Below are 21,422 nucleotides of genomic sequence, written 5' to 3'. Positions count from 1 at the left end.
TGGCCCGCGGTGGCCACAGCGTTGCGCACGCAGCGCCTTAGATCGGCAGTTTGCGGAAGATTGGCCGCGGGATGTGCCGCAGCACCGACATCAGCACCCGCACCTGCCCGGGCGCCCACACCAGGTCCTTACCCTTGGCCGCCGATGTCACGGCCAGTTCGGCGACGTCCTCGGCGTTCACCGTGAACGGCGCTTCCTTGGCGCCGGTCGCCTTCCAGTGTTCCAGCGTGGTGGTGGTGCGGACCTGCCCGGGCCGGATCACCAGGACGTGAACACCGAACTCGCGCAAGGCTTCTCCTAGGCCAAGGTAGAAGCCGTCCAGGCCGGCCTTGGTGGAGCCGTAGACGAAGTTGTTTCGGCGCACTCGCTCACCGGCCACCGACGACATCGCGATGATCTGGCCGAAGCCCTGTGCGCGCATCTTGTCCCCGATCAGTACGCCCACCGAAACCGCCGCGGTGTAGTTGATCTGGGCACTGAGCACCGCCTTGGCCTGGTTCTGCCACAGTTCCTCGGCGTCGCCAAGGATGCCGAAAGCGACGATTGCGACATCGACATCGCCTTGGGCCCAAGCGGAGTCGATGACAGCGGGGTGGCTTGCGGTGTCCAGTGCGTCGAAATCGAGATACTCGACCGACTTGGCTCCCGCGGCTTCCAACTGGGCGATCGCGGCGTCACGCTTGGGCGCGTTCGGTAGGTCGGCCAGGATCACCCTGGCTTTCGCGTTGCGTAGATAGCGCTTGCAGATCGCCAGGCCGATCTCGGATGTTCCGCCTAGCAGCAGGATGGTTTGCGGGTTGCCGGTGGCGTCGATCATGTTTGTGGAGGATGCCTTTCTACAGCAGTTCGAGTCGGCGGGCCATGTCGGAGGCAAACACGCCATTGGGATCGGCTTTGCGGCGCACAGCAATCCATTCATCGATCCGCGGGTACATCCGGTGGAACTTCTCGGCGCTCACCCGGGAGTCCTTGGCGGTGTATACGCGACCGCCGAATGTCATGACGCGGTCGTCGAGTTCGTTGAGGAACTCGTTGACGCCTGCGTTGTTGGGGAAGTCCATCGCCACATTCCAGCCGGCCATCGGGAAGCTCAGTGGGGCAGGGTTTCCCGGGCCGAACAACTTGAACACGTTCAGTGCCGAGTAGTGGCCCTGGGTCTGGATCCATCGAATGATGTCTTTGAACTCGTCCAGCGCGTTGGGCGGAACGAGGAACTGGTGCTGCGCGAAACCGTTTGGACCATAGGCATATTGCCATCCAGTCGTGATATCCAGCATGTGGTAGAACTGCGTCAGATTGACGATCTTGTTCTGGTAGTTGCCACTCATCCGATAGAAGGCCTCGCCCACGAGGTTGAGCGAGAGCTTGTTCATCACGCTGACGGGGAACAGGTTTGGCACGGCGGGCAGCTTGGGTGCACTGAACTGCAACGGGTCTTTCGCCAACTTCGGCGGCAGTTGGTCCAGTTTGGCCAGGCTGCCCCGGCTGACTGCCGCACGCCCCAACTTCGGCGGCGGGTTGATCAGGTCGAACCAGGCGCTGGAATAGGTGTAGTTGTCCTCACTGCCGTCCTGGTGAACCGCGACGGTCTCGTCCAGGTTGGCGGTGGCGATCCCATCGGCGATGAAATACGCGGTCTCGGTGCGCGTCATCGCGATGCGGGCGCGAATCACGATGCCGGTCAGGCCGTTTCCGCCCACGGTCGCCCAGAACAGCTCACGCTCGGGTCCATCTGGTGTCAGGGTTCGGACGTCACCGTCGGCCGTCAGCAGATCCATCGACAGCACGTGATTGCCGAAGCTTCCCGCGCTGTGGTGGTTCTTTCCGTGGATATCGGATCCAATGGCGCCGCCGACGGTCACCTGCCGGGTGCCGGGCAGAACCGGTACCCACAGGCCGAAGGGGAGCGCGGCCTTCATCAGCTGGTCGAGGCTTACCCCGGCGTCCACGTCGGCCACAGCGGTCTCGGCGGACAGCGAGTGGATGCGATTCAGGCGCGTCATGTCGACGACGATGCCGCCGCCGTTGCCGGCCTGATCTCCGTAGGAGCGGCCCAGCCCGCGCGCCACGATGCCCCGGCGCAGGTATGACGGGCTGGTGGAATCGGCGTCGGCCACCTGGCGGACGGCGGCTGCGATCACCTCCACATCGGGGGTCGACAGGACGTGCGCCACGCTTGGCGCCGTCCGGCCGAACCCGGTCAGGGAACGCTGCGTCAGGGGAGGGTCAGTAGCCATGTCAGTGCCACAGGTTACCCGGCTGGGTTACCTGAACCGGAATATCACTGCTCGTTGGACCACGAAGTTGATGACAGTGGCGGTGCCTTGCGCGATCACGAAGGCGACCGGAACCTGCCACGGCTGGCCCGCGAACTTCAGATAGAACAGGTAATTGATGCCGACCTGGACCGCATAGGTCACTGCATAGAGGGCGATCACTGCGATGAACCGGGCCGTACTGGGTGACGCTTGGAACGTCCACCGGCGGTTGATCAGGTACGAGGTGGTTGTGCCGGCGATGAAACTCAGCGTTTTGGCGACGTTGACATGCAGCCCGAGCCTCAAGAACAGCACATAGAGCCCGAAATCGACGATTGCCGACAGCCCGCCGGTCAAGAGGAACCGCACCACCTGGGTCTTGAGGCTCAGGGGTGTCGACGGGGCAGGTTCGGGCACGCCGGAAGCTTACTTACACCCCCGGTCGCTTCGCTCCTGCCCGCCGGTCCGTGCACCATAGAGTTGTGCAGGATCTGGTTGAGGCCTGGGCAGCGCTCCTGGCCCGGCATACCGACAGCCCCGAGGTGGCCGCCGTCGGCCGTGACCTGGTTGCCTCCTGGAGCGAACCGCACCGCCGATACCACTCCGTCTCGCACCTGCGCGACATCCTGAGCCACGTCGAGGACTTGGCCGCTTTCGCCGAGGACGCCGACGCGGTCCGGCTGGCGGCTTGGTACCACGACGCGGTGTACGCGGGGCTGCCCGACGACGAGGAGCGTAGCGCCCGTCGTGCCGAGGCGGACCTGACCCGGTTGGGCCTGCACCCGGGTCTCGTCGATGAGGTGACCCGCTTGGTGCGCCTGACCATCACGCACGACCCGGCGGCCGGCGACCACAACGGCGAGGTGCTTTCCGACGCCGACCTGGCGGCACTGGCCGTGCCGCGGGATCGCTACGTGCAGAACACCGCTGCGATCCGGGCCGAGTACACCCATGTGCCCGACGACATGTTCCGCAAGGGACGGGTGCAGGTCTTGGTCGCGCTCCTGAGCGGTCCCGGGGTGTTCCGCACCGAGTACGCGCGCCGGGAATGGGAAGCGCCGGCGCAGGGCAACCTCCGAGCCGAGTTGGCGACGCTGACCGACTGAAACGGGCCATACGACCAGGGTGAGTGGGCGAAGGGCCGTTCGACCCTATTCGCTCGTCTGCTTGCCACGGCAAAATCTGGCCATGACAGTCGAACAGGGCCCGATCACGGTACTCAGCGACGACGAGAGTTGGGATCGGCTGGCCAGCGTTTCGTTGGGGCGACTGGTCACCAACATCGGTGACCAGCTGGAGATCTTCCCGGTCAACTTCGTGACCCAGAACGGCACGCTGCTGTTCCGTACTGCCGAAGGCACCAAGTTGTTCAGCACGGTGATGAACGACAAGGTGCTCTTCGAGGTCGATGACCACACCGTGGCGGAAGGCTGGAGCGTCGTCGTGCGCGGCACTGCACGAGTTCTCGTCACGGCCGATGAACTCCACGAGGCCGACCGCGCACAGCTGCTGCCGTGGGTGGCCACCGAGAAACTGCGCTACGTCCGCATCACGCCCAGCGAGGTGTCCGGGCGCCGTTTCCAATTCGGCCCCGAGCCCGATCACGGGACATACCCAGGCTAATAGGGGACGGGCGCCTTGCGTCCGGCAACGTAACCCGCATTCAGCGCCCGCTCGCGCCTGACGAACAAGGCGCGTTGTGCAGCGCGGGTGCGTCGTCGCGTCGGCATCAACAGGCCCGTCGCACCTGGTGGGTATCCGGACCGTTCGGGTAGTTCGGCAGTGGTGGTTTCCCACTGCGGGATGAGTAGTCGGCTGCCTGGGTGGGTGACGTATCGCTTGCCGGCCGGCGATGTCCAGATCAGCGTGCCGTCGGGCAACTGCCGGTCGGACCAGCCCTCCCAAAAAGTCTTGAGCAGGTGGTGTTTCCGGCATTTGCAGGACAGATTCGAGGCGTGCGTCGGGCCCCATGGCCATGGCACCGTATGGTCGACGTCGCAGCGCTCCGCGGGTACGTCGCAGTTCGGGAACCGGCACGTCACATCGCGGAGGCGGACGAATTCGTCGAGTGCTCTCGAAGGGCGATAGCCCGGCTCCGGTTCGTCGCCGGGCCGCCGCAGGGGGCGCAGTTTGGCCCCGGAGCGAATCATCTGCGCGAGCAGGGCAGGCGGCACGACGCCCCCACGACCGGCGATCAGCGATGTCGATGGGCCGCTGCTCGGCGCGGGCTCGGGACGGGGTGCCAGTGCCTCGACCAGTGGGGTGTCCCTCGTGACGGGGCGCGATTCGACTTCCCCCGACATCGCCGGGTCGGTGCTGTGATTGAGCGCCTCGGGCTCGGCCAACACATGGATCACGATGCTCGACGCGCGCCCGTCACCCTCGGCTGACGGGCATTCAGCCGAGCCGCACTCGCACGCCAGCCGGTCGGATCCAGCTGCCAGCGCCCCGAGGGCATCTGCCCGGCGCTGGGAGATGGTCCGCGGGTCGTCCTCGCAGACTCCGTGGGCCATCTGGGTCAGCCTGCGGTCCAGCAGTGCGGCGTCCGTGGAGTACAGCCGGCCGGTCAACGCAGTTGTGCCCGTGTCCTCCTCGCGCGATCCGATCGTGACGTCCCGGCTGCGCGCAGTCGCCCGTGCGCGTCGCAATGCCCCCGGGTCGTACCGGTCGATCCACACGTCGATGGCCTGGCCCAGCTTGTAGTCCGACATCGGGCCCCACACCACCGCGGCTTCGGCCAGGGCGGTGTCGATACGGGCGAGAGCCTCGGTGTCGTCGACGAGCATCGTGCGCCACGCGATGGCGCGGCACACCGGATAGCTCAGCCGGCCAGCCATGAACAGTGCTCCCACGAGGGGGAGGCGGTGGCGCATCGCCTGGCTCAGATGCATCTCACCGGAGGCGCGACCATGCGGGATGCCCAACGCGGCCGACACCTCGGCAGCGGTGGCATCCCAGGAATCGCACGCCCAATGCGCGCGGGTGTCGTCACTGCAGCGCCGCCGCACCAGCTCGCCGATCGCGGCGATCCGCCGCGCAGCCGCCCGTGCCTCGTCTGCCGCGCACTCCTCGATGGCAGTGACCACAGCGCTGTCATCAGTCGTAACCAGTTCAGCTTCGAACATGTGTTCGATTATACCAACATTGCCGACATGTCACCGTGTGATGTATCAGGACATCGGTGACGGTTGTGCGGTCCTGGGTTGGGGGCCGCTACGACCACGGCCTGCTTCTTGAGTTCGTCGCTCAACGTCGACGGGCTCGGGCGAGTACCCAGGCGACCGCGACCATCGCGGGGGCAAGGCCGGTCTTGGCGGCGGCTCGACCAACCGAGTCCACCACTGCGGCCTACTCTCGGTTTGTACCAACATTTGGAGTCTCGGTAACCGGCCGGCCCCACCCGATGCCGAAATTCCAGGCGCCCAGAGCTAGCTGGAACACGCGCATACCGTGGTTACGGCCAGATGTTAAGTGCTGCAAGCTCACGCTGAGTGTTGTTGGTGTCGCCCGGTGTCCGCATGTTCAAGGGCCCACTGCAAGGCGTGGTCGGCGACCGCCTCCCAACCGGGTGCTGCGCAAGTCCAGTGATCGCGGCCCTCGAACTCGTAGTACTCGGTGACGGCCGGAGACTTGTGATAATGCTTGGCGTTCGACTTGTTCACCGCCGGCGGCATGATGTGATCCTTCTCGCCGCCGATGAACAACAGCGGTGCCCGGTCGGCGGCGTAATCCACCCAGGTCTCTTGATGTCCGGGCTGATAGTTCGCGATCAGACCGTAGTGCCACACCCAACTGCCTGGCGCAGCAATGGCATAGTGCTGCCAGGCTTGATCCGATTCCTCGCGGGTCAACGTATTGGTGAAGGCGTAGTGGAACTCCTCTTGAGTGAAGCCGACGGCCTTGTGGATGTTGGCCGGATTCTTCAAGGCAGGAAAGAGCGACTTCACCTGTGACAGCGGGCTCACCCGCACGCCCTCGGTCGGTGCCGAGTCGATGACCACCGCCGCTGCTCCAAGGCCGCGGGCGAGAAGCAGTTGGGTGAGCGTGCCACCGAACGAATGGCCGATGATGATCGGTTGCATCGCAACGGATTCGACCACGCGTGCCAGGTGGTCGACGGTCTGCGGCACGGTGAGTCTCGCGATCACCTCGGGCTTCTTTCGTAGCTCCTCGACCTCGATCTCGAAACCGGGGTAGGCAGGGGTGAGTACTCGAAAGCCCTTGGCTTCGTAGTACTTCTTCCAATGCTGCCAGCTACGCGGAGTCATCCAGAGTCCATGGACCAGGACGATGGTGTCGGGTTGATGTGACATCGGAACTCGCTTTCTATCGGGAGATGAAGGTGAGGAGATCTGCGTGCAGCCTGTTCCGGTCGGTATCCGGGAGGCCGTGCGGGCGGCCGTGGTAGACGATCAATCGGGATCCTTGGATGAGATCTGCGGAACGTCTCCCGGCGATATCGATCGGCACGATCTGGTCATCGTCGCCGTGAATGACCAGCGTCGGCACGTCGACGCTGACAAGATCGCGGCGAAAATCCGTGGCGGAGAATGCCGTGATGCATTCGTAGGCAGCCCGGTGCCCGCAGGCCATGCTTTGCAGCCAGAACCCGTTCCGGATGCCCTGGGAGACGGCGCCGCTACGGTTGTGGCCGTAGAACGGTCCGTCTGCGAGGTCGCGGTAGAGCTGTGCGCGATCGGATGCCTCGCCGGACCGCAGTTCGTCGAATACCTCCAGCGGCATGCCCTGCGGGTTGTCGGGACCCCGCACCATCAGCGGTGGTACGGCCGACACGAGTACCAGCTTGGATACCCGCGATGTGCCATGCCGACCGACGTACCGCACGATTTCGCCTCCACCGGTCGAGTGTCCGACCAGTGCCAAGTCGCGAAGATCGAGCGCATCGATCACTGCGGCGAGATCATCTGCGTACGTGTCCATCTCGTTGCCATGCCAGGTCTGTGACGACCGGCCGTGTCCACGACGGTCATGGGCGACGACACGATAGCCGTGCTCGGCGAGGAAGCGCGCCGTGGCCGCCCAGGAGTCTGAGTTGAGGGGCCAACCGTGACTGAGGACGACGGATTTGTCGCCGGTGCCCCAGTCTCGGTAGAAGATCTGCGCACCGTCTTCGGTGTTGACGAATGGCACGACGCCAGTCTCGGCGGTGAGTAGTCGCCGCGGACCACGTACGACTCGTAGTCGCGACGGTCAGTCGAGTTGGTCGAACCGTTCGGTCAGTTGTCGGCGTGACGAGACGCCGAGCTTGGCGAACACTTTGCGTAGGTGATAGTCAACGGTGTTGGAGCTGATAAACAACGTCGCACCGATCTCGGCGTTGGTGAGGCCGTCGGCGGCCATCCGAGCTACCGCCGCTTCCTGCGTCGACAGCTCCACACCGGCGACGAACTCGCGTTCGCGCGTCCGCTCTCCAGTGGCCGCCAGCTCGGCTCGGGCTCGCTCGGCGAACGCGGAGGACTCAAGACGGTCGAACAGCGCGATGGCCGACCGTAGATGCTCGCGTGCGTCACGGCGGCGCTTCATCCTGCGTAACCATTCGCCGTAGAGCAGATGTGTCCGCGCCAGGTCGGCAGGTCTCCGCGCAGAATCCAGCAGCTCGACGGACTGGCGGAAGTGATCCTCGGATTCATCGTCCGACGCCACCAGTGCCCTGCAGCGATGATCGATGCCGCCCAGCGCGGAGGTGCCGGTCGCCGCCGCCATCGTGGTGAGTCGTCCGGCGACCCGGATGGCATCCGAACGATGGCCGCTGCGCACGGCGGCTTCCACGAAGTCCGCGAATCGGATATGGGCGACCTGCAACAGCGGCGCGTCGGCGATCGCTTGTAAAGCGGTGTAGGCCTCCAGGTAGCGCCCCTGGGCGATGTCGCGAATGGCCAGAGCGCCGACGGCCGAAGTCCGCACGCCCCCGAAGCCCATCTGTTCGACGGCTTGGGTGATCAGCTCCATGTGATCGCGCGACGCCCCGGTCCACGCCAGATAGCCGGCATTGACCACGTTTTCGGCGTCATAGCCGATGGCCCGCCGAAGTTCCCGGACTCGAAGTACGTAGGTGCCGCACGAAGCGGGATCACCGTGCTCGAGATCGAAGATCGACCGCACCCACAGCACCGTGTCAAGCGCTCGCAGTGCGCCCGCGTCGCGGGCGATCGTGGCTAGCCGATCCAGGTAGTCCACGCCTGCATGCTTCTCGAAAAGTGCTGTGGCTATGGTGATCCCGACGAATCCAAAATCGGTTACCGAGGAGTCTGCCAGCCGGGCGAGCATGTCCAGAGCGGCACGCATCGGTGGCACCGCTTCGGGGTAAGGGACCAGGATGTGCGCGGCCAGTGCACGCAGGATCACCGATCGTGGCCCTTCGAGGACGTCGGCCCCGGCCCGAATGCGCCGGCCCAGTTCCTCTAGCGTCATACCCTCCATCAGAAGCTCTGTCACCGACCACAATTCGAAGGCGCGCAGCAAGGCGGCCTGCTCGAGGTCCGGTGCGCAATCGCGAAAGAGGTCGGCTGCGGCGATCAGATCGGCAGGCCCGCGAACGATTCCCGCAGAATCGGCCAGGAACAACGCCAATTCGGTACGGATCATGATTAGGCGGCCGCGTTGCACAGGGCCGAGGTCGTGGGCGTCGATTCGATCCAAAAGGCCCTGCGCTAGCTGGGCCGCACCCGCGTCAGCCGCTGCGCGCGCCGCTGCCAGCAGAAGATCGGCGTGCCTGTCCCCGGTCGGCGTCAGTTCGGCCGCACGCGTCAACAGGCGAGCTTGGGAGACCAGCCCTCCTCGCCGGCCAGCCCGGTCGGCGGCGGCAGCGAGTCGATCGGCGACTGCTGGGTCGATTCCCTCGGCTGCCTCCGCCGCGTGCCAAGCCGCCAGGTCGACCAGGTCGAGCGCGGCCGCTGTGGTACTCAGGGCCGAGTGGACGCGCCGGCGATCGGGAAGACTCATCGCGCTGTAGACAGCTGAGCGCACCAGCGGATGGCGGAAGACGATCGTCTCACCGACCGTCACCAGCCGTGCCCGCTCGGCCTCGTAGCGGCAGTCCGGCGACAGATCCAGCGATGCGGCAGCGGTTGCCACCAAGGTGTGGTGAGCCGATGGGTCGGCGGCCGCCAGCGATAGCCAAAGTCGAACGCCGTCCGGCAGCCGCCGAATGTGATCCAGGTAATGCTCCTCCAGCTGGCTGCCGATCGGAGCTGGTGCCGGTGACAGCCAGAGTTGGCTCAATTGATGGGGGTTCAGGTCTTCGGTGAGGTCCAGCAGGGCCAGCGGGTTCCCCCCTGTCGCCGTCGCTATACGAATGGCGGCATACGGATCGATGGGCTCGGCCGCCGATGCGGAGAGGAGTTTGACGGCGGATTGGGTGTCGAGTCCACCCAGTTCGAGGCAGGGGATTCCCGCCAGCTGGGTCCTGGATTCTTGACTGTCGCGCGAGGCGAACAGCAGCGCCGTCGACTCCGCCTGCAGCCGACGTGCCACGAAGGCAAGGACTTCCCGGGATTCGGAATCCAGCCAGTGCGCATCGTCGACCACACAGACCACCGGTCGTTGAATCCCGGCCGCGGCGAACAAGCCGAGCATGCCCAGACCCACGAGAAAACGGTCGGGTGGTGGGCCCTGTTCGTGCCCCGACGCGATGCGCAACGCCTGCTGCTGCCGCTCGGGGAGCCCGTCGATGTGATCGTTCAACGATGACCCGATGCGCTGGAGTGCCGCGTACGGCATGGCCAGCTCTGCTTCGAATCCGTCCGACCGGATCACGCTCACGCCGCTCAGGGCCGAGGTGGCGGTCTCCAACAGTGCCGTCTTGCCGATCCCTGGCTCGCCGCGGACCACCAGGGCCCCACCCGTCCCGTTGCGAACCCGGGTGAATAGGGCCTTGATGGTGTCAAGCTCCTCGACGCGGCCGACGAAAGTCTTGGAGGGCACCCACATTGCTTACCATCGATCGCCCGTCCCCTCAGCGGCCGGTGCCCGGGCTACACCCAGTACGCGACCCGCGACCGGTACTGGCGCAGTGCCAGCGCAGCAACCAGCCAGCCGAGAAGTGTCAGCACCACTACGACCACCCAGTGCCGCAGCTCCTGGTGAGCACCGAGCAGCGGGGCGCGCAGGATGTCGAGGTAGTGCAGCAGCGGGTTGAGCTCGATGATCTTGGCCCACCGGCCGGCGCCCTGCTGGCGCAGCGTCTCGTCGTTCCAGATGATCGGCGTCATGAAGAACAGCAGCTGCACGATCGAGAACAGCAGCGGCCCGATGTCACGGTAGCGGGTGGCCAGAATGCCGAAGCAGAACGACACCCACACGCAGTTGAGCATGATCAGAAACAGCGCCGGGATCGCCGCCAAGTCGGCCCACGACCACGGTTTGGGGAAGATGATCGCGATCACCACGTAGATGACGATGTTGTGCGCGAACAGGATCATCTGCCGCCACACCAGCCGGTAGACGTGCACGCTCAGCGGGGTGGGCAGCTGTTTGATCAAGCCCTCGTTGGCGATGAACACGTCGGCGCCCTCGATGATCGAGGCGTTGATCATGTTCCAAATGATCAGGCCGAGCGTCACATACGGCAGGTGCTCGGACAGTTGGAGATGGAACAGCTGTGAGTAGAGCCCGCCCATCGCGACGGCGGTGGTGCCGGTGGCGATGGTGATCCAGAACGGGCCGAGTACCGACCGTCGGTACTTCTGTTTGATGTCCTGCCAACCCAGATGCAGCCACAGCTCCCGCTTGCGGTAGCCGTCGAGCAGGTCACCCCACGCGCGGGTGAAGGTCTTCGATTGCGCGGCGGCGTCAATGAACGTCACTGGTGCTCCCGCTTTCCGAGATGTCGAGGGTCGGGTGGACCGAAGTGCTCGCGCCGGCCGAGGCGGCGCAACCGAATCCACTCCCGTAAGCCGGCCGGATCGCGACGGGTGACCAGGAAGTACCAGCCGAACCGCAGCCACTCCTGGGGCAGCAGCTTGCGCAATCCGGGTTGTGAGAGCAGGTAGCCGCGGTTGCGATAGGTGAAGAACCGTTTTGTCGGGTCGTCGGGGTATTGGGTGTGCATCCGTCCGCCGAGGATCGGCTTGAACTCGTCGCCACCTTGCGGATGCAGATATACCGCATTCAGGCAAGTACCAAAGCGCAGCCCGGATCGAAGTAGCCGGCGGTGCAGCTCCGTCTCGTCACCCCGGACGAACAACCGAAGGTCTGGAATGCCAACGGCATCAATAGTTTCCGCACGAAACAGGGCACCGTTGAAGAGGTGGGAGATCCCGAGCAGTAGATCGTCTCCGGACCCGTCGATGCGCAGTTCACTGACCCAACGACGCCACACCAGCCCGCGGCGCAGTGGGAACGCGAGGCGCTCGGGATCGTCGAGATCACAGATCATCGGCGAGACCTCGGCAAGCCCGTGCTTCTGCGCGCACGCCAGCAGGGTGGCTAGCACCTCGGTGTCCTTGGGGCGGCCGTCGTCGTCAGCCAGCCAGACCCAGTCCGCGCCCAGGGCCAACGCCTGCAGCATGCCCAACGCGAAACCACCTGCACCGCCGAGGTTTCGGCGCGAACCGAGGTAGGTCGTCGGCACCGGCTGCCCGGCCACCAGGTCGCGCACCCGCACGTCCTCCCCGTTGCCAAAGTCGTTGTCGACGACGATGAGGTGATCCACCATGCGGCTCTGGGTGCTCAGTACGTCCAGGGATCTCGCCAGCTGTTCTGGCCGACGGTGGGTGACAACGACGGCGCACACGACATCGGTCATTGCTGGGCGGCCCGGCCCTGCGTCGGTTCGTTCGACCAGTCGCCCTTGTGCTCTTCGAGGACCTCCCGCACATGCCGCGCGGCGTCTTCGCCCTCGTAGGCGCGGACCACGTCCTCGATGCCGCCGGTCATCCTGATGGTCCCGTGGTCGATCCACATCGCGGTCTTGCACAGCCGGGCCAGGAACTCGTTGGAATGGCTGGCGAACACCAGGATCCCGGACCGCTCGACCAGGCTCTGCAGCCGTGTCTGCGCCTTCTTGAGGAAGTCGGCATCCACCGCGCCGATGCCCTCGTCGAGCAGCAGGATCTCTGGGTCGATGCTGGTGACCACGCCCATGGCCAGTCGCACCCGCATGCCGGTGGAGTACGTGCGCAGCGGCATCGACAGGTACTCGCCGAGTTCGGTGAACTCCGCGATCTCGTCGACCTTGGCCAGCATCTGCTTGCGGGTCTGGCCGAGGAACAACCCGCGGATGAGGATGTTCTCGTAGCCCGAGATCTCCGGGTCCATCCCCACGCCCAGGTCGAACACCGGCGCGACGCGCCCGCGCACGCTGGCCGAACCGCGGGTGGGTTCGTAGATGCCCGACAGCAGTCGCAGCAGGGTGGACTTACCCGCCCCGTTGTGGCCGACCAGGCCCACCCGGTCGCCCATTTTGAGCGTCATGGTGATGTCGCGGAGTGCTTCGATGACCACGACGTTCTCGGTGTTGCGGCCGATAGCGCCACCGGCCTTGCCCAGGAACGTCTTCTTCAACGACCGCGTCTTCGCGTCGAAGATCGGAAACTCCACCCAGGCGTCGCGGGTTTCGATGTAGGGGTCGGCGGTTGACACCGTTGCGTCTCTGATTACAGGTACTGCCCGGTGCCGTGACCGGGGACTCCGGGGGTGCCAGGCTGGCCCATGCCGGGCGGCAGCGCACCCTGACGCATGTGTTCCAGCTGTGCACGGGCCGCCATCTGCTGAGCGAACAACGCCGTCTGGATGCCGTGGAACAGGCCCTCCAGCCAGCCGACCAGCTGTGCCTGGGCGATCCGCAGCTCGGCGTCGGACGGCACGGCGTCCTCGGAGAACGGCAGCGCCAGGCGCTCCAGTTCCTCGCGCAGCTCGGGGGCCAGGCCGTCCTCGAGTTCGCGGACCGACGTGGCGTGGATTTCGCGGAGCCGGGCGCGGCTGGCGTCGTCCAGCGGAGCAGCGCGGACCTCTTCGAGCAGCTGCTTGATCATGGTCCCGATCCGCATCACCTTGGCGGGCTGCTCGACCAGGTCGGTCACCGAACGCTGATCGTCGCCATTCTGGCCGGCGGCCGCGTCCGGCGCCCCGATGATCTCGATGTTGTCGTCGTCTGTGTTCGCAGTCATTGCGCTGAGCATTCCCTCGCGTCCCAGGTTCATTGGGTGTCCGGTGGTGGGGATCCGCGCCACTCGTAGATGCGGGCCTCACCGTTGTCGTAGATCTTCGCCCACGACTTGGACTTGTCTAGTGACACTAGACCGTCGGGCATGACGAACCCGCGGACCACCGGTGTACTGGTCAACACATAGCGGATGTTCAGCGCCTTCACCGCTTCGGCGATTCGCGGGTCGTGGTCGGCATCGTCGGCGTAGGCCCAGAAGATGAAGCGGTTGTAGCCCGGGCCCTGCTGGACGGGGTAGTCGTAATGCGTCCACAGCGGATGCAGGTCGGCCACCGCGTACATCCAGGCGGTGCCATCGACGTTCGCGTTGCCGATCAGCGTGTCCTTGGCCCCGGGCAATGTGGCCAGATAGGCCATGGCCTGCAAATCCTTGTCGTCGATGATCACCCGGTCATATTTCTCGCCCATCAGGTAGCGGTGCCGGGGGAAGTAATGCCAGGCCAGCCCGAAGCTGACGGCCACCAGCAGCACGGCGGTGGCACCGATCCAGAATCCGCGGCCGGGGTCCCGCTGGGCCCAGCGCTGGGTCAATCGGCGGGCGCCGGCGACGACCAGCAGCGCCGCCGAGTAGAGCGCGATGCCGGCCATCGGGGCCAGCAGCATGGTCACCACCGCCGACAGGCGACGTGGGTCGCTGTAGAACAGGTCGCTGTACTTGCCGACGATCGCACCGACCGGCCCGCCGAACGGCGCACCGGAATGCACGATCGAGACGATGAGCACCAGCCACACCGCTGCCGGCCACCAGACCCGCCTGATCAGCAGGAGCACGAACCCGGCCGCGGCCAGCACAATCAGGATGTTCTGGATCGGGAAGTCGTTGAGATGGCGGGTGTGCTGGACGATCGCGTTGAACAGCGTGCGCTTGCGGCCCTGGTAGGTCAGGAAGGCGTGGCCCGCGATGACCTCGGCCTGCTGGAGAACCCCGAGGAACTGCGGCAGGAGCACCGCCAGCGAGGGCGCCGCGATGGCGGTCAGGGTGAGGAAGTCGCGCAGCCTGCCGCGCACCGGGCGCCACAGCGCGTCGAGCAGCCACCAGGCCACCACGAACGTGACGACCACCACGCCGCCGGTGATGTGCACCGAGAACACCCCGATCAAGGCGAGTACCGCCAGCAGGATGCGCTGCGGATTGCGCAGCGAGGACGTGATGAGCACGAAGGCCGGTATGGCGAGGCCGTAGGCGACCATGTTGGGCATTGATGCGGTGTCGAATTCGACGTAGGGCACGGCGGTGAACGACGCCGACAGCGCCGCGGCGGTGGCTGCAGCTCCAGCCGTGCGCCACTGGGTAGCGCGAGGACGCAGCAGCTGCCAGGTCAGCAGCGCGGCGCTGAGCGGGAACAGCCAGACCGCCGCCGCCAGCGAGCTCAGCGTGTAGGCGGTGGTGGGCGCGGCGCCGGTCAGCTGGGCCAGGACGGCGCCCAGGGCGTGAAACACCGAGGGGTAGTAGAGCGCGGCATGGGTCTCGACGTTGCGCAGCTCGCCCATGTGCGTCGACGAGGCCTGCCCGGTGTCGAGGATCCACCGGATGGTGTTGGCGTGCCAGACCGAATCCCAGTTGCTGGGGATGGACTGCCAGTACGGGGTCCCGCGCCAGGCGGCGTAGCCGATCACGAGTGCGCCGAAGATCACTCCGGCCGCCACGGTCAGCGCGGGCAGCAGCGCGACCGCTCCGGCTAACGGGTCGGCGCTGCGGTAACGGTCGAGCAGCAGGCGTACGCCGAAGACCATCGCGGTCACGACGAACAACGCCAGCAGTGCGGTCCAGCCGTTCCAGGGGATGCCGATCGCGCCGAACGGGATGATGGCCAGGCCGACCACCCCGTAGGTCAAGGCAGGGCCGACGCCGAGGGCGACGGGCCAGCTCAGCCGCCCTGCCAGCCCGACCACCGCACCCGGCAGGATCAGCAACAAGACCGCGATCAGCACGCCGAACCCGAAGCTCACTGGACTAGTATGGCTGCCCAGGTGACCCTGTCCTTTTCGCCGTCGGCGGGGACCGGAGGTGCCCTCGCTGTCTCGATAGCACAATCACCGACGCTCTAAGGTGGGCTTCATGGCATACGACGTTGCCCGGGTGCGGGGTCTGCACCCTGCGCTGGGCGACGGGTGGATGCGCTTCGACGCCCAGGCCGGGATGCTGATCCCCGAGTCGGTGGCCACGACGGTGTCGACGGCATTTCGCGGCTCTGTCCCCAACGTGGCGAGTCCCCACCCGGCGGCCCGGCGCAGCGTGGCGGTGCTGGAAGCGGCCCGGCAGGCCGTCGCCGATCTGGTCGGCGGCGATCCGGGCGGGGTGGTACTCGGCGCCGATCGCTCGATCTTGCTGACGTCACTGGCCGACGCGTCCTCGTCGCGGGCCGGCATCGGCTACGAGGTGGTGCTGAGCCGCCTCGATGACGAGGCCAACATCGCCCCGTGGCTGCGCGCCGCGAACCGGTATGGCGCCAAGGTCAAGTGGGCCGAGGTGGACATCGAAACCGGCGAGTTGCCGCCATGGCAGTGGGAGAACCTCATCACCCCGCCGACCCGGCTGGTGGCGCTGACGTCGGCGTCATCGACGCTGGGCACGATCACCGATGTGGGCGCCGTCACCAAACTCGTGCACGACGTCGGCGGGCTGGTGGTGGTCGACCATTCGGCCGCCGCGCCGTACCAGCTGCTGGACATCAACGAGGTCGACGCCGATGTGGTGGCGCTCAACGCACCCGCCTGGGGAGGCCCGCCGATCGGCGCGCTCGTGTTCCGCAACCCCGCGCTGATCGACAGCTTCGGGTCGGTGTCGATGAACCCCTACGCCAGCGGACCCGCCCGCCTGGAGTTGGGTGGGCACCAGTACGGCCTGTTGGCCGGCGTGGTGGCCAGCATCGAGTACCTGGCCGGCCTCGACGAGTCGGCGCGCGGATCGCGGCGCGAAAGACTGGCCTTATCAATGCAATCCGCGAACGCATACCTCAATGGGTTGTTCGACTACCTGATGATGTCGCTGCGGTCACTGCCGCTGGTGATGGTGATCGGCCAGCCCGAGGTGCACATCCCCGTGGTCAGCTTCGCGGTCACCGGTGTGCCCGCTGAGCGGGTAGTTCAGCGATTGGCGGACAACGGAATCCTGGCCGTCTGCAACGCCAACTCGCGCGTGTTGGACCTGATCGGCGTCAACGACATCGGTGGCGCGGTCACCGTAGGCCTTGCTCATTACTCGACGGTGGGCGAGGTCGATCAGCTGGTAAGGGCGCTGGCATCGCTGGGCTGAACTCTCACTCGCCGACGGTCAGCAACACCTTCCCGAACGCCTCACCCGAGGCGAGCACCCGGTGCGCTTCGGCGGCTTCGGTGACGGGGAAGCGGGCGCCGATGATCGGCCGCACGCGGCCGTCGGCGATCATCGGCCATACCGAGTCCACCACCGCGTCGACGATGGCGCTCTTGCCGTGGGCGCCGCCGACCTGACGGCCGCGTAAAGCCGTGCCGATCACGTGCAGCCGCTTGGCGATCATCTTGCCGATGTTGAGTTCACCTTTGGCCCCGCCCTGCATGCCGATGATGACCAGTCGCCCGTCGAGCGCCAGGGCGTCGAGGTTGCGATCGAGGTAGGCCGCACCCATGATGTCGAGGATGACGTCGGCGCCGGCGCCGCCGGTGGCGGATTTGACGACCGCGACGAAATCTTCGTCGCGGTAGGAGATTAGGGTGTCGGCACCGAGTTCGGCGCACAGTTCGAGTTTGGCCTTCGATCCGGCTGTCACCGCTACCCGGGCGCCGAGGGCGCGGGCCACCTGGATGGCATGGGTTCCGATACCGCTTGCCCCGCCGTGCACGAGCAGTTCTTCGCCCGCGTTCAGGTGCGCGGTCATGACGAGGTTGGACCACACCGTGCAGGCGACTTCGGGCAGTGCGGCGGCGTCACTCAAATTGACGCCCGGGGGAATTGGCATGACCTGGCCGGCCGGTACCGCCACGTACTCGGCGTAGCCACCGCCGGCTAGTAGCGCGCAAACCTCCTGTCCTACAGTCCATTCCGTGACTCCGCCGCCGACGGCTGCGATGGTGCCGGAGACTTCGAGGCCGATGATGTCGCTGGCGCCGGGCGGGGGTGGGTAGTGCCCGGCGGCCTGCAGGAGGTCGGCTCGATTGACGCCCGCGCAGGTGACTTTGACCAGTACCTCGCCCTGTTCGGGCAGCACGTCAGGTACCTCCCGCCAGATCAGGCGGTCGGTGGACTCAGCGACGATGGCCAGCATGGGTCAACGGTACTACCGGAGCATTTCGGCTTCGTACCGCGCTGTGTCGCTTACGATTGCGAAATGGGAGGGATTATTGCGGGGCGGACCGCTAGTGAGATGCCGGGGTTGGATATAGCTGAGCAGAGGGCTTGGCAGAACTTCCTCGACGCCGCACTGCGGCTCTACGGAACGTTGAATCGTGGGCTGGTCGACAAGCACAAGCTGAGCTTGGTTGACGTACGGCTATTGGAAATCTTGGACAATTCCGAGACGGGCTCGGCGCGGATGGGGGATCTGGCCGAGCAACTCATGTCGTTGCCGAGTCGGGTGACGCGCCAGATCCGGCGGCTGGAGAACGCGGGTCTGGTGCGCCGCGAGGCCAGCCCCGACGACGGCCGCGGGGTGCTGGCTAGCATCACCGACCGAGGGCGTGCCGTCGTCGGGGAGGCGATGCAGACCTATGCGCTGGGGGTGCGGGAGAACTTCCTGGGTCCCCTGTCACGGCCACAGATGGCGGCAATGGGGGAAAACTGCCGTCGGATCAGCGCCGCGCTGAAGCACGGGGGCACCTCGGCCAAGATTGGCCGCGTCTAACCGACGTGGGTCCTCACAGCGGCGTTCCATGTCACCGTTAGGCTTGTCGGCGGTGGCGTGGCAGAGCGGCCTAATGCACTCGCCTTGAAAGCGAGAGACGGCTAACACCGTCCGGGGGTTCAAATCCCTCCGCCACCGCTTTTGTGATGGCCAGCCGGTCGGTTGGCTCAGCTGTGGGCAGGGATCCGGACTTCTGTGGATCACCTTGGGACACGTGCGTTAAGGCCTTGGGCGGGCATACAAAGGATCAAAGGCGTCAACTGGTTGCCCGAACAGCCCAACACAGGGCGGTTCGGGTAGTCATCGCTACCTGAAATGCCCGAAAGGTGTTGCTTCACATGTCAACTCATCTGAACCTTCGAAAAAGCTTAGCTTCACATCGGAGATTGCTGGGTACAGCTGTCGGCGGTGGCGCGATCGCGGTGCTCGCGCTGTTCGGGTTGACCCACCCGGCGCCCGGTTCGGTAACCGGGGGGATCACCGCCGACTCCGGCGACGAGACGAAGTTCCCGGCATACTCGTCGCCCGTCGTACCGGCGATGACCACCAGCGCGGTGGAGAAGATGGGCGCCACCATGACCGTGGCAGTCGATCCCACGACGTTGGCGACCTCGGTGGCCGTCCCAGCCATCACCCCGGCCGGCAAGTAGCGCCTATTCGCCGGTGTACTCAGGCTTGCGCTTGGCGAACATCGCCGAGATGCCCTCGGAGAGGTCCTTGGACGGCAGGAACGCCGAGTTCCACGCCGCGACGTAGCGCAGGCTGGCAGCCACGTCGGCGGTGCGCTGCTCGTCCAAGACGTCCTTGATGCCGTGGACCACCAGTGGCGAGTTGGCCGCGATCTCGGCGGCCGTGGCGTGCGCGGCGGCCAGGGTGGCCTCCGGGTCCGGGTAGACGTCGTTGACCAGACCGATCTTCTCCGCCCGCGCGGCGTCGATGTCCTTGCCGGTCAGCGCCAGCTCACGCAGGTGGCCGTCGGACAGGATGTAGGGCAGCCGGGCCAGGCTGCCGACGTCGGCGACGATCGACAGCTTGACTTCCCGTACCGAGAATTTGGCGTCGGCGCTGGCGTAGCGGATGTCTACGGCGCTGATCAGGTCCACCCCGCCGCCGATGCACCAACCGTGCACGGCGGCGACGGTCGGGGTGCGGCAGTCGGCCACCGCGGTGATCGACTGCTGCATCCGCTTGAGCTTGGCGTGGAACTCGGTGCGCGGACGTGCCGAGGGGCCGCCGCTCATCGTCGAGGCCAGGGTGTCGCCCATCGCCACCAGGTCCAACCCGTAGCTGAAATTGCGGCCGGACCCGGTCAGCACGATCGCGCGTACGTCGGGGTCGGCGTCAAGGGCGGCGAAAGCCACCGGCATCTCTTCCCAGAACGCCGGTCCCATGGCATTGCCTTTGCCGGGGCCGATCAGCGTGACCTGGGCGACGTGGTCCTTGACCTCGACGGTGAGGGATTCATAGGGCTCGCTCATGGCACGTAGGCTACGACCCCTCAAGTCCAGTGTCCCCGTCGCCCTGCGATTACGAGGTGTGCCGGTAGCGCTGGATCTCGAAGTCGCGGGCGGCGGCAATCGCGGCTGGCAGGTCAGCTGCCCACTGCTGAACGCGATGCCGCCGTTGCTGATCGCGTCGTTGAGCTAGCGTTCGCAGGCGGTGGTCATGTCACTCCAACTTCACCTGGGGCCGCCGCGCCGCGATCCCGGCACCGAGGGCGAAGAAGGCGACCAGCAGAACGCCGACGCCGATCGCGATGGGTGTCGAATTGCCGACGAGGGCGGGCAGGTTCTGCAGGATCAGCCCGAACGCGATCACCAGGCCGACCAGGCCGAGCCCCGGGGCGATGAAGGCCCGCCAGGTGGAGACCTCGAGTTTGCCCGCCTTCTTGCGGCGGGCGAAGAACGCCAGCACCGCGACGCTGGTTGCGATCAGCAAGGTGGTGATGCCGACCGTCGAGATGCCGGCCAGCCAGGTGTAGAACTGCGTCACCGGGTCGAGCTTGAACAGGATGCCGAGCAGCAGGGCCACCGCGACGATCGCGGCGTCCAGACCCGAAGCGAGGTGCGGAGATCCGTGGCGCTCGTGCGCGTCGCCGAGCCGATCCGGGAAGACATGGCGGTTGGACAGGGTGAACACGTAGCGCGCGACGATGTTGTGGAACGACAGGATGCAGGCGAACAGGCTGGTGACGAACAGCACCTGCACGATGTGCAGCCCGGCCGTGCCGAGGTACTCCTGGGTGGCGGTGGGCAGCAGGTCCGAGGGAGCGTTGGTTGCGGCCTCGACCACCCGGCTGTCGCCCCAGGCGCTGATCAGCGCCCACGTGGACACCGTGTAGAAGACGCCGATGAGGGTGACGGCCAGGTAGGTGGCGCGCGGGATGGTGCGCAGCGGGTCGCGGGCCTCGTCGCGGAAGACCGCGGTTGCCTCGAAACCGATGAAGCTCAGGATCGCGAACAACAAGGCGAGACCCGGTGCGCCCGAGGCGATTTCGGAGGGGGTGATGATACCCGCGGACAGTCCTTCGTGACCGCCGGTGAAGATGACGGCGGCATCGAGGGCCAGCACGATGGCGACCTCGCCCAGGAGCAGGACGCCCAGGACGTTGCGGGATAGGTCGATGTTGAAGTGTCCCAGCAGCGTCACGATCGCAAACGCGATGAACGCCCAGATACCCCAATGGATCTGGGGCAAACCGTAGGAAGCGAAGAGTGCCTGGGCGCCCTGGCCGATGAGGCCGTACACCGCGATCTCGAGGGTCAGGTAGGAGATCAGCGCCACAAAGGCGAACCCGAAGCCGGTGACGCGGCCAAGGCCCTTGCCGATGTAGGAGTAGAAGGCGCCCGCGTCGGGAACGTACGGCGTCAGTGCGGTGAAACCCACTGCGAACAGCAGGATGATCACCGTGCTGACGACAAAGATGGCGGGGAAGCCCGTCCCGTTGCCGATTCCGATGCCCAGCGGCACCGGACCGCCGATGACACCCAGTGGTGAGGCGGCGGCCACGACCACAAACACGATTCCCCAGACGCCCAGGGTGCCCCGCAGCTTCCGGTGCGGTCGGTCGTCGGCCGTGTTCACCGCGACCGGAGCGCCGCCGGCTTCCTCAATTTGGTTCGACATCATGCCCCTTCGATGGCTTGGCGCCTGCAGACG

Annotated in this window: 20 protein-coding genes and 1 tRNA gene; 6 read left to right on the top strand and 15 right to left on the bottom strand. The window is 66.1% G+C overall.

Annotated elements, in window-relative coordinates; all coding sequences use genetic code 11:
• Positions 1-37: 37 nt before the first annotated feature.
• From dprE2 to ADBZ9K_RS21815, 3 genes are read right to left on the bottom strand one after another with little or no spacing between them, the layout of a single operon-like run.
• Positions 38-817: a decaprenylphospho-beta-D-erythro-pentofuranosid-2-ulose 2-reductase gene (gene dprE2 / locus ADBZ9K_RS21825; protein ID WP_526624091.1), complete on the bottom strand. Its 780-nt coding sequence runs from the start codon at positions 815-817 to the stop codon at positions 38-40.
• Between the two features lie 19 nt (positions 818-836).
• The gene (gene dprE1 / locus ADBZ9K_RS21820; protein ID WP_526624089.1) at positions 837-2,237 is read right to left on the bottom strand and encodes a decaprenylphosphoryl-beta-D-ribose oxidase; all 1,401 of its coding nucleotides are present in this window, start codon (positions 2,235-2,237) and stop codon (positions 837-839) included.
• Positions 2,238-2,264: 27 nt separating this feature from the next.
• On the bottom strand, positions 2,265-2,675 hold the full coding sequence (locus ADBZ9K_RS21815) for a GtrA family protein (protein ID WP_526624087.1): 411 nt from the start codon (positions 2,673-2,675) through the stop codon (positions 2,265-2,267).
• A gap of 65 nt (positions 2,676-2,740) precedes the next feature.
• On the opposite strand from ADBZ9K_RS21815, the gene ADBZ9K_RS21810 reads away from it, so the two are divergent.
• Complete coding sequence (locus ADBZ9K_RS21810) at positions 2,741-3,364, top strand: HD domain-containing protein (RefSeq protein WP_526624085.1); 624 nt, start codon at positions 2,741-2,743, stop codon at positions 3,362-3,364.
• 82 nt (positions 3,365-3,446) lie between these two features.
• Positions 3,447-3,881 (top strand): pyridoxamine 5'-phosphate oxidase family protein, encoded by a 435-nt coding sequence (locus ADBZ9K_RS21805; protein ID WP_526624083.1) that lies wholly within the window; start codon positions 3,447-3,449, stop codon positions 3,879-3,881.
• Here the strand turns inward: ADBZ9K_RS21805 and ADBZ9K_RS21800 are convergent.
• The 9 genes from ADBZ9K_RS21800 to ADBZ9K_RS21760 all read right to left on the bottom strand — a co-directional run bounded on the left by ADBZ9K_RS21800 (position 3,878) and on the right by ADBZ9K_RS21760 (position 15,393).
• Entirely contained in the window at positions 3,878-5,383 is a 1,506-nt protein-coding gene (locus tag ADBZ9K_RS21800; protein WP_526624081.1) for an HNH endonuclease signature motif containing protein, read from the bottom strand. The genes ADBZ9K_RS21805 and ADBZ9K_RS21800 overlap by 4 nt on opposite strands.
• Positions 5,384-5,740: 357 nt before the next feature.
• The gene (locus ADBZ9K_RS21795; RefSeq protein WP_526624079.1) at positions 5,741-6,571 is read right to left on the bottom strand and encodes an alpha/beta hydrolase; all 831 of its coding nucleotides are present in this window, start codon (positions 6,569-6,571) and stop codon (positions 5,741-5,743) included.
• 13 nt (positions 6,572-6,584) lie between these two features.
• Entirely contained in the window at positions 6,585-7,376 is a 792-nt protein-coding gene (locus ADBZ9K_RS21790) for an alpha/beta fold hydrolase (protein ID WP_526624313.1), read from the bottom strand.
• A 93-nt stretch (positions 7,377-7,469) separates the two neighbouring features.
• Complete coding sequence (locus tag ADBZ9K_RS21785) at positions 7,470-10,202, bottom strand: AAA family ATPase (protein WP_526624078.1); 2,733 nt, start codon at positions 10,200-10,202, stop codon at positions 7,470-7,472.
• Between the two features lie 50 nt (positions 10,203-10,252).
• Positions 10,253-11,083, bottom strand: coding sequence for a galactan export ABC transporter permease subunit Wzm/RfbD (gene wzm, locus ADBZ9K_RS21780; RefSeq protein ID WP_526624077.1), 831 nt, complete (start codon positions 11,081-11,083; stop codon positions 10,253-10,255).
• Positions 11,080-12,024: a galactofuranosyltransferase GlfT1 gene (glfT1, locus tag ADBZ9K_RS21775; RefSeq protein WP_526624075.1), complete on the bottom strand. Its 945-nt coding sequence runs from the start codon at positions 12,022-12,024 to the stop codon at positions 11,080-11,082. The genes wzm and glfT1 overlap by 4 nt, the downstream gene beginning before the upstream one ends.
• Positions 12,021-12,860: a galactan export ABC transporter ATP-binding subunit Wzt/RfbE gene (gene wzt, locus ADBZ9K_RS21770; protein WP_526624073.1), complete on the bottom strand. Its 840-nt coding sequence runs from the start codon at positions 12,858-12,860 to the stop codon at positions 12,021-12,023. Before wzt ends, glfT1 begins: the two co-directional genes overlap by 4 nt.
• Positions 12,861-12,874: 14 nt before the next feature.
• The gene (locus ADBZ9K_RS21765; protein ID WP_526624072.1) at positions 12,875-13,387 is read right to left on the bottom strand and encodes a proteasome activator; all 513 of its coding nucleotides are present in this window, start codon (positions 13,385-13,387) and stop codon (positions 12,875-12,877) included.
• Between the two features lie 29 nt (positions 13,388-13,416).
• Positions 13,417-15,393 carry a DUF6541 family protein gene (locus ADBZ9K_RS21760; RefSeq protein ID WP_526624070.1) on the bottom strand — a complete coding sequence of 659 codons (1,977 nt, stop codon included), beginning with the start codon at positions 15,391-15,393 and terminating at the stop codon, positions 13,417-13,419.
• A 109-nt stretch (positions 15,394-15,502) separates the two neighbouring features.
• Between ADBZ9K_RS21760 and ADBZ9K_RS21755 the strand changes: the two genes are divergently transcribed.
• Positions 15,503-16,699, top strand: a complete 1,197-nt coding sequence (locus ADBZ9K_RS21755; protein ID WP_526624068.1) for a cysteine desulfurase-like protein — start codon at positions 15,503-15,505, stop codon at positions 16,697-16,699.
• A 4-nt stretch (positions 16,700-16,703) separates the two neighbouring features.
• Here the strand turns inward: ADBZ9K_RS21755 and ADBZ9K_RS21750 are convergent, their stop codons facing one another.
• Positions 16,704-17,687, bottom strand: a complete 984-nt coding sequence (locus tag ADBZ9K_RS21750) for an NAD(P)H-quinone oxidoreductase (RefSeq protein ID WP_526624067.1) — start codon at positions 17,685-17,687, stop codon at positions 16,704-16,706.
• A 63-nt stretch (positions 17,688-17,750) separates the two neighbouring features.
• On the opposite strand from ADBZ9K_RS21750, the gene ADBZ9K_RS21745 reads away from it, so the two are divergent.
• From ADBZ9K_RS21745 to ADBZ9K_RS21735, 3 genes are all read left to right on the top strand, one after another.
• A complete protein-coding gene (locus ADBZ9K_RS21745) occupies positions 17,751-18,263 on the top strand; it encodes a MarR family winged helix-turn-helix transcriptional regulator (RefSeq protein WP_526624065.1) in 513 nt (170 codons plus the stop codon).
• A 51-nt stretch (positions 18,264-18,314) separates the two neighbouring features.
• A tRNA-Ser gene (locus ADBZ9K_RS21740) sits at positions 18,315-18,401 on the top strand.
• Between the two features lie 248 nt (positions 18,402-18,649).
• Positions 18,650-18,913, top strand: coding sequence for a hypothetical protein (locus ADBZ9K_RS21735; RefSeq protein WP_526624063.1), 264 nt, complete (start codon positions 18,650-18,652; stop codon positions 18,911-18,913).
• Between the two features lie 3 nt (positions 18,914-18,916).
• Here the strand turns inward: ADBZ9K_RS21735 and ADBZ9K_RS21730 are convergent, their stop codons facing one another.
• Both ADBZ9K_RS21730 and ADBZ9K_RS21725 read right to left on the bottom strand, forming a co-directional pair.
• A complete protein-coding gene (locus ADBZ9K_RS21730; RefSeq protein WP_526624061.1) occupies positions 18,917-19,741 on the bottom strand; it encodes a crotonase/enoyl-CoA hydratase family protein in 825 nt (274 codons plus the stop codon).
• Between the two features lie 190 nt (positions 19,742-19,931).
• Positions 19,932-21,392: an amino acid permease gene (locus ADBZ9K_RS21725; protein ID WP_526624059.1), complete on the bottom strand. Its 1,461-nt coding sequence runs from the start codon at positions 21,390-21,392 to the stop codon at positions 19,932-19,934.
• Between the last annotated feature and the right edge of the window lie 30 nt (positions 21,393-21,422).

The sequence above is a fragment of the Mycobacterium sp. genome, assembly GCF_965229265.1.
Classification (GTDB): Bacteria; Actinomycetota; Actinomycetes; order Mycobacteriales; family Mycobacteriaceae; genus Mycobacterium.
This window is presented reverse-complemented; position numbering and strand designations above follow the sequence as displayed.

What these genes read in the sequence shown, in the direction of transcription:
- ADBZ9K_RS21765 (WP_526624072.1), bottom strand. Translation starts at nt 13,387, where the DNA reads ATGACTGCGAACACAGACGACGACAACATCGAGATCATCGGGGCGCCG.
- ADBZ9K_RS21755 (WP_526624068.1), top strand. Translation starts at nt 15,503, where the DNA reads ATGGCATACGACGTTGCCCGGGTGCGGGGTCTGCACCCTGCGCTGGGC.
- ADBZ9K_RS21800 (WP_526624081.1), bottom strand. Translation starts at nt 5,383, where the DNA reads ATGTTCGAAGCTGAACTGGTTACGACTGATGACAGCGCTGTGGTCACT.
- glfT1 (WP_526624075.1), bottom strand. Translation starts at nt 12,024, where the DNA reads ATGACCGATGTCGTGTGCGCCGTCGTTGTCACCCACCGTCGGCCAGAA.
- ADBZ9K_RS21795 (WP_526624079.1), bottom strand. Translation starts at nt 6,571, where the DNA reads ATGTCACATCAACCCGACACCATCGTCCTGGTCCATGGACTCTGGATG.
- ADBZ9K_RS21805 (WP_526624083.1), top strand. Translation starts at nt 3,447, where the DNA reads ATGACAGTCGAACAGGGCCCGATCACGGTACTCAGCGACGACGAGAGT.
- ADBZ9K_RS21745 (WP_526624065.1), top strand. Translation starts at nt 17,751, where the DNA reads ATGGGAGGGATTATTGCGGGGCGGACCGCTAGTGAGATGCCGGGGTTG.
- dprE2 (WP_526624091.1), bottom strand. Translation starts at nt 817, where the DNA reads ATGATCGACGCCACCGGCAACCCGCAAACCATCCTGCTGCTAGGCGGA.
- ADBZ9K_RS21750 (WP_526624067.1), bottom strand. Translation starts at nt 17,687, where the DNA reads ATGCTGGCCATCGTCGCTGAGTCCACCGACCGCCTGATCTGGCGGGAG.
- ADBZ9K_RS21725 (WP_526624059.1), bottom strand. Translation starts at nt 21,392, where the DNA reads ATGATGTCGAACCAAATTGAGGAAGCCGGCGGCGCTCCGGTCGCGGTG.
- dprE1 (WP_526624089.1), bottom strand. Translation starts at nt 2,237, where the DNA reads ATGGCTACTGACCCTCCCCTGACGCAGCGTTCCCTGACCGGGTTCGGC.
- ADBZ9K_RS21730 (WP_526624061.1), bottom strand. Translation starts at nt 19,741, where the DNA reads ATGAGCGAGCCCTATGAATCCCTCACCGTCGAGGTCAAGGACCACGTC.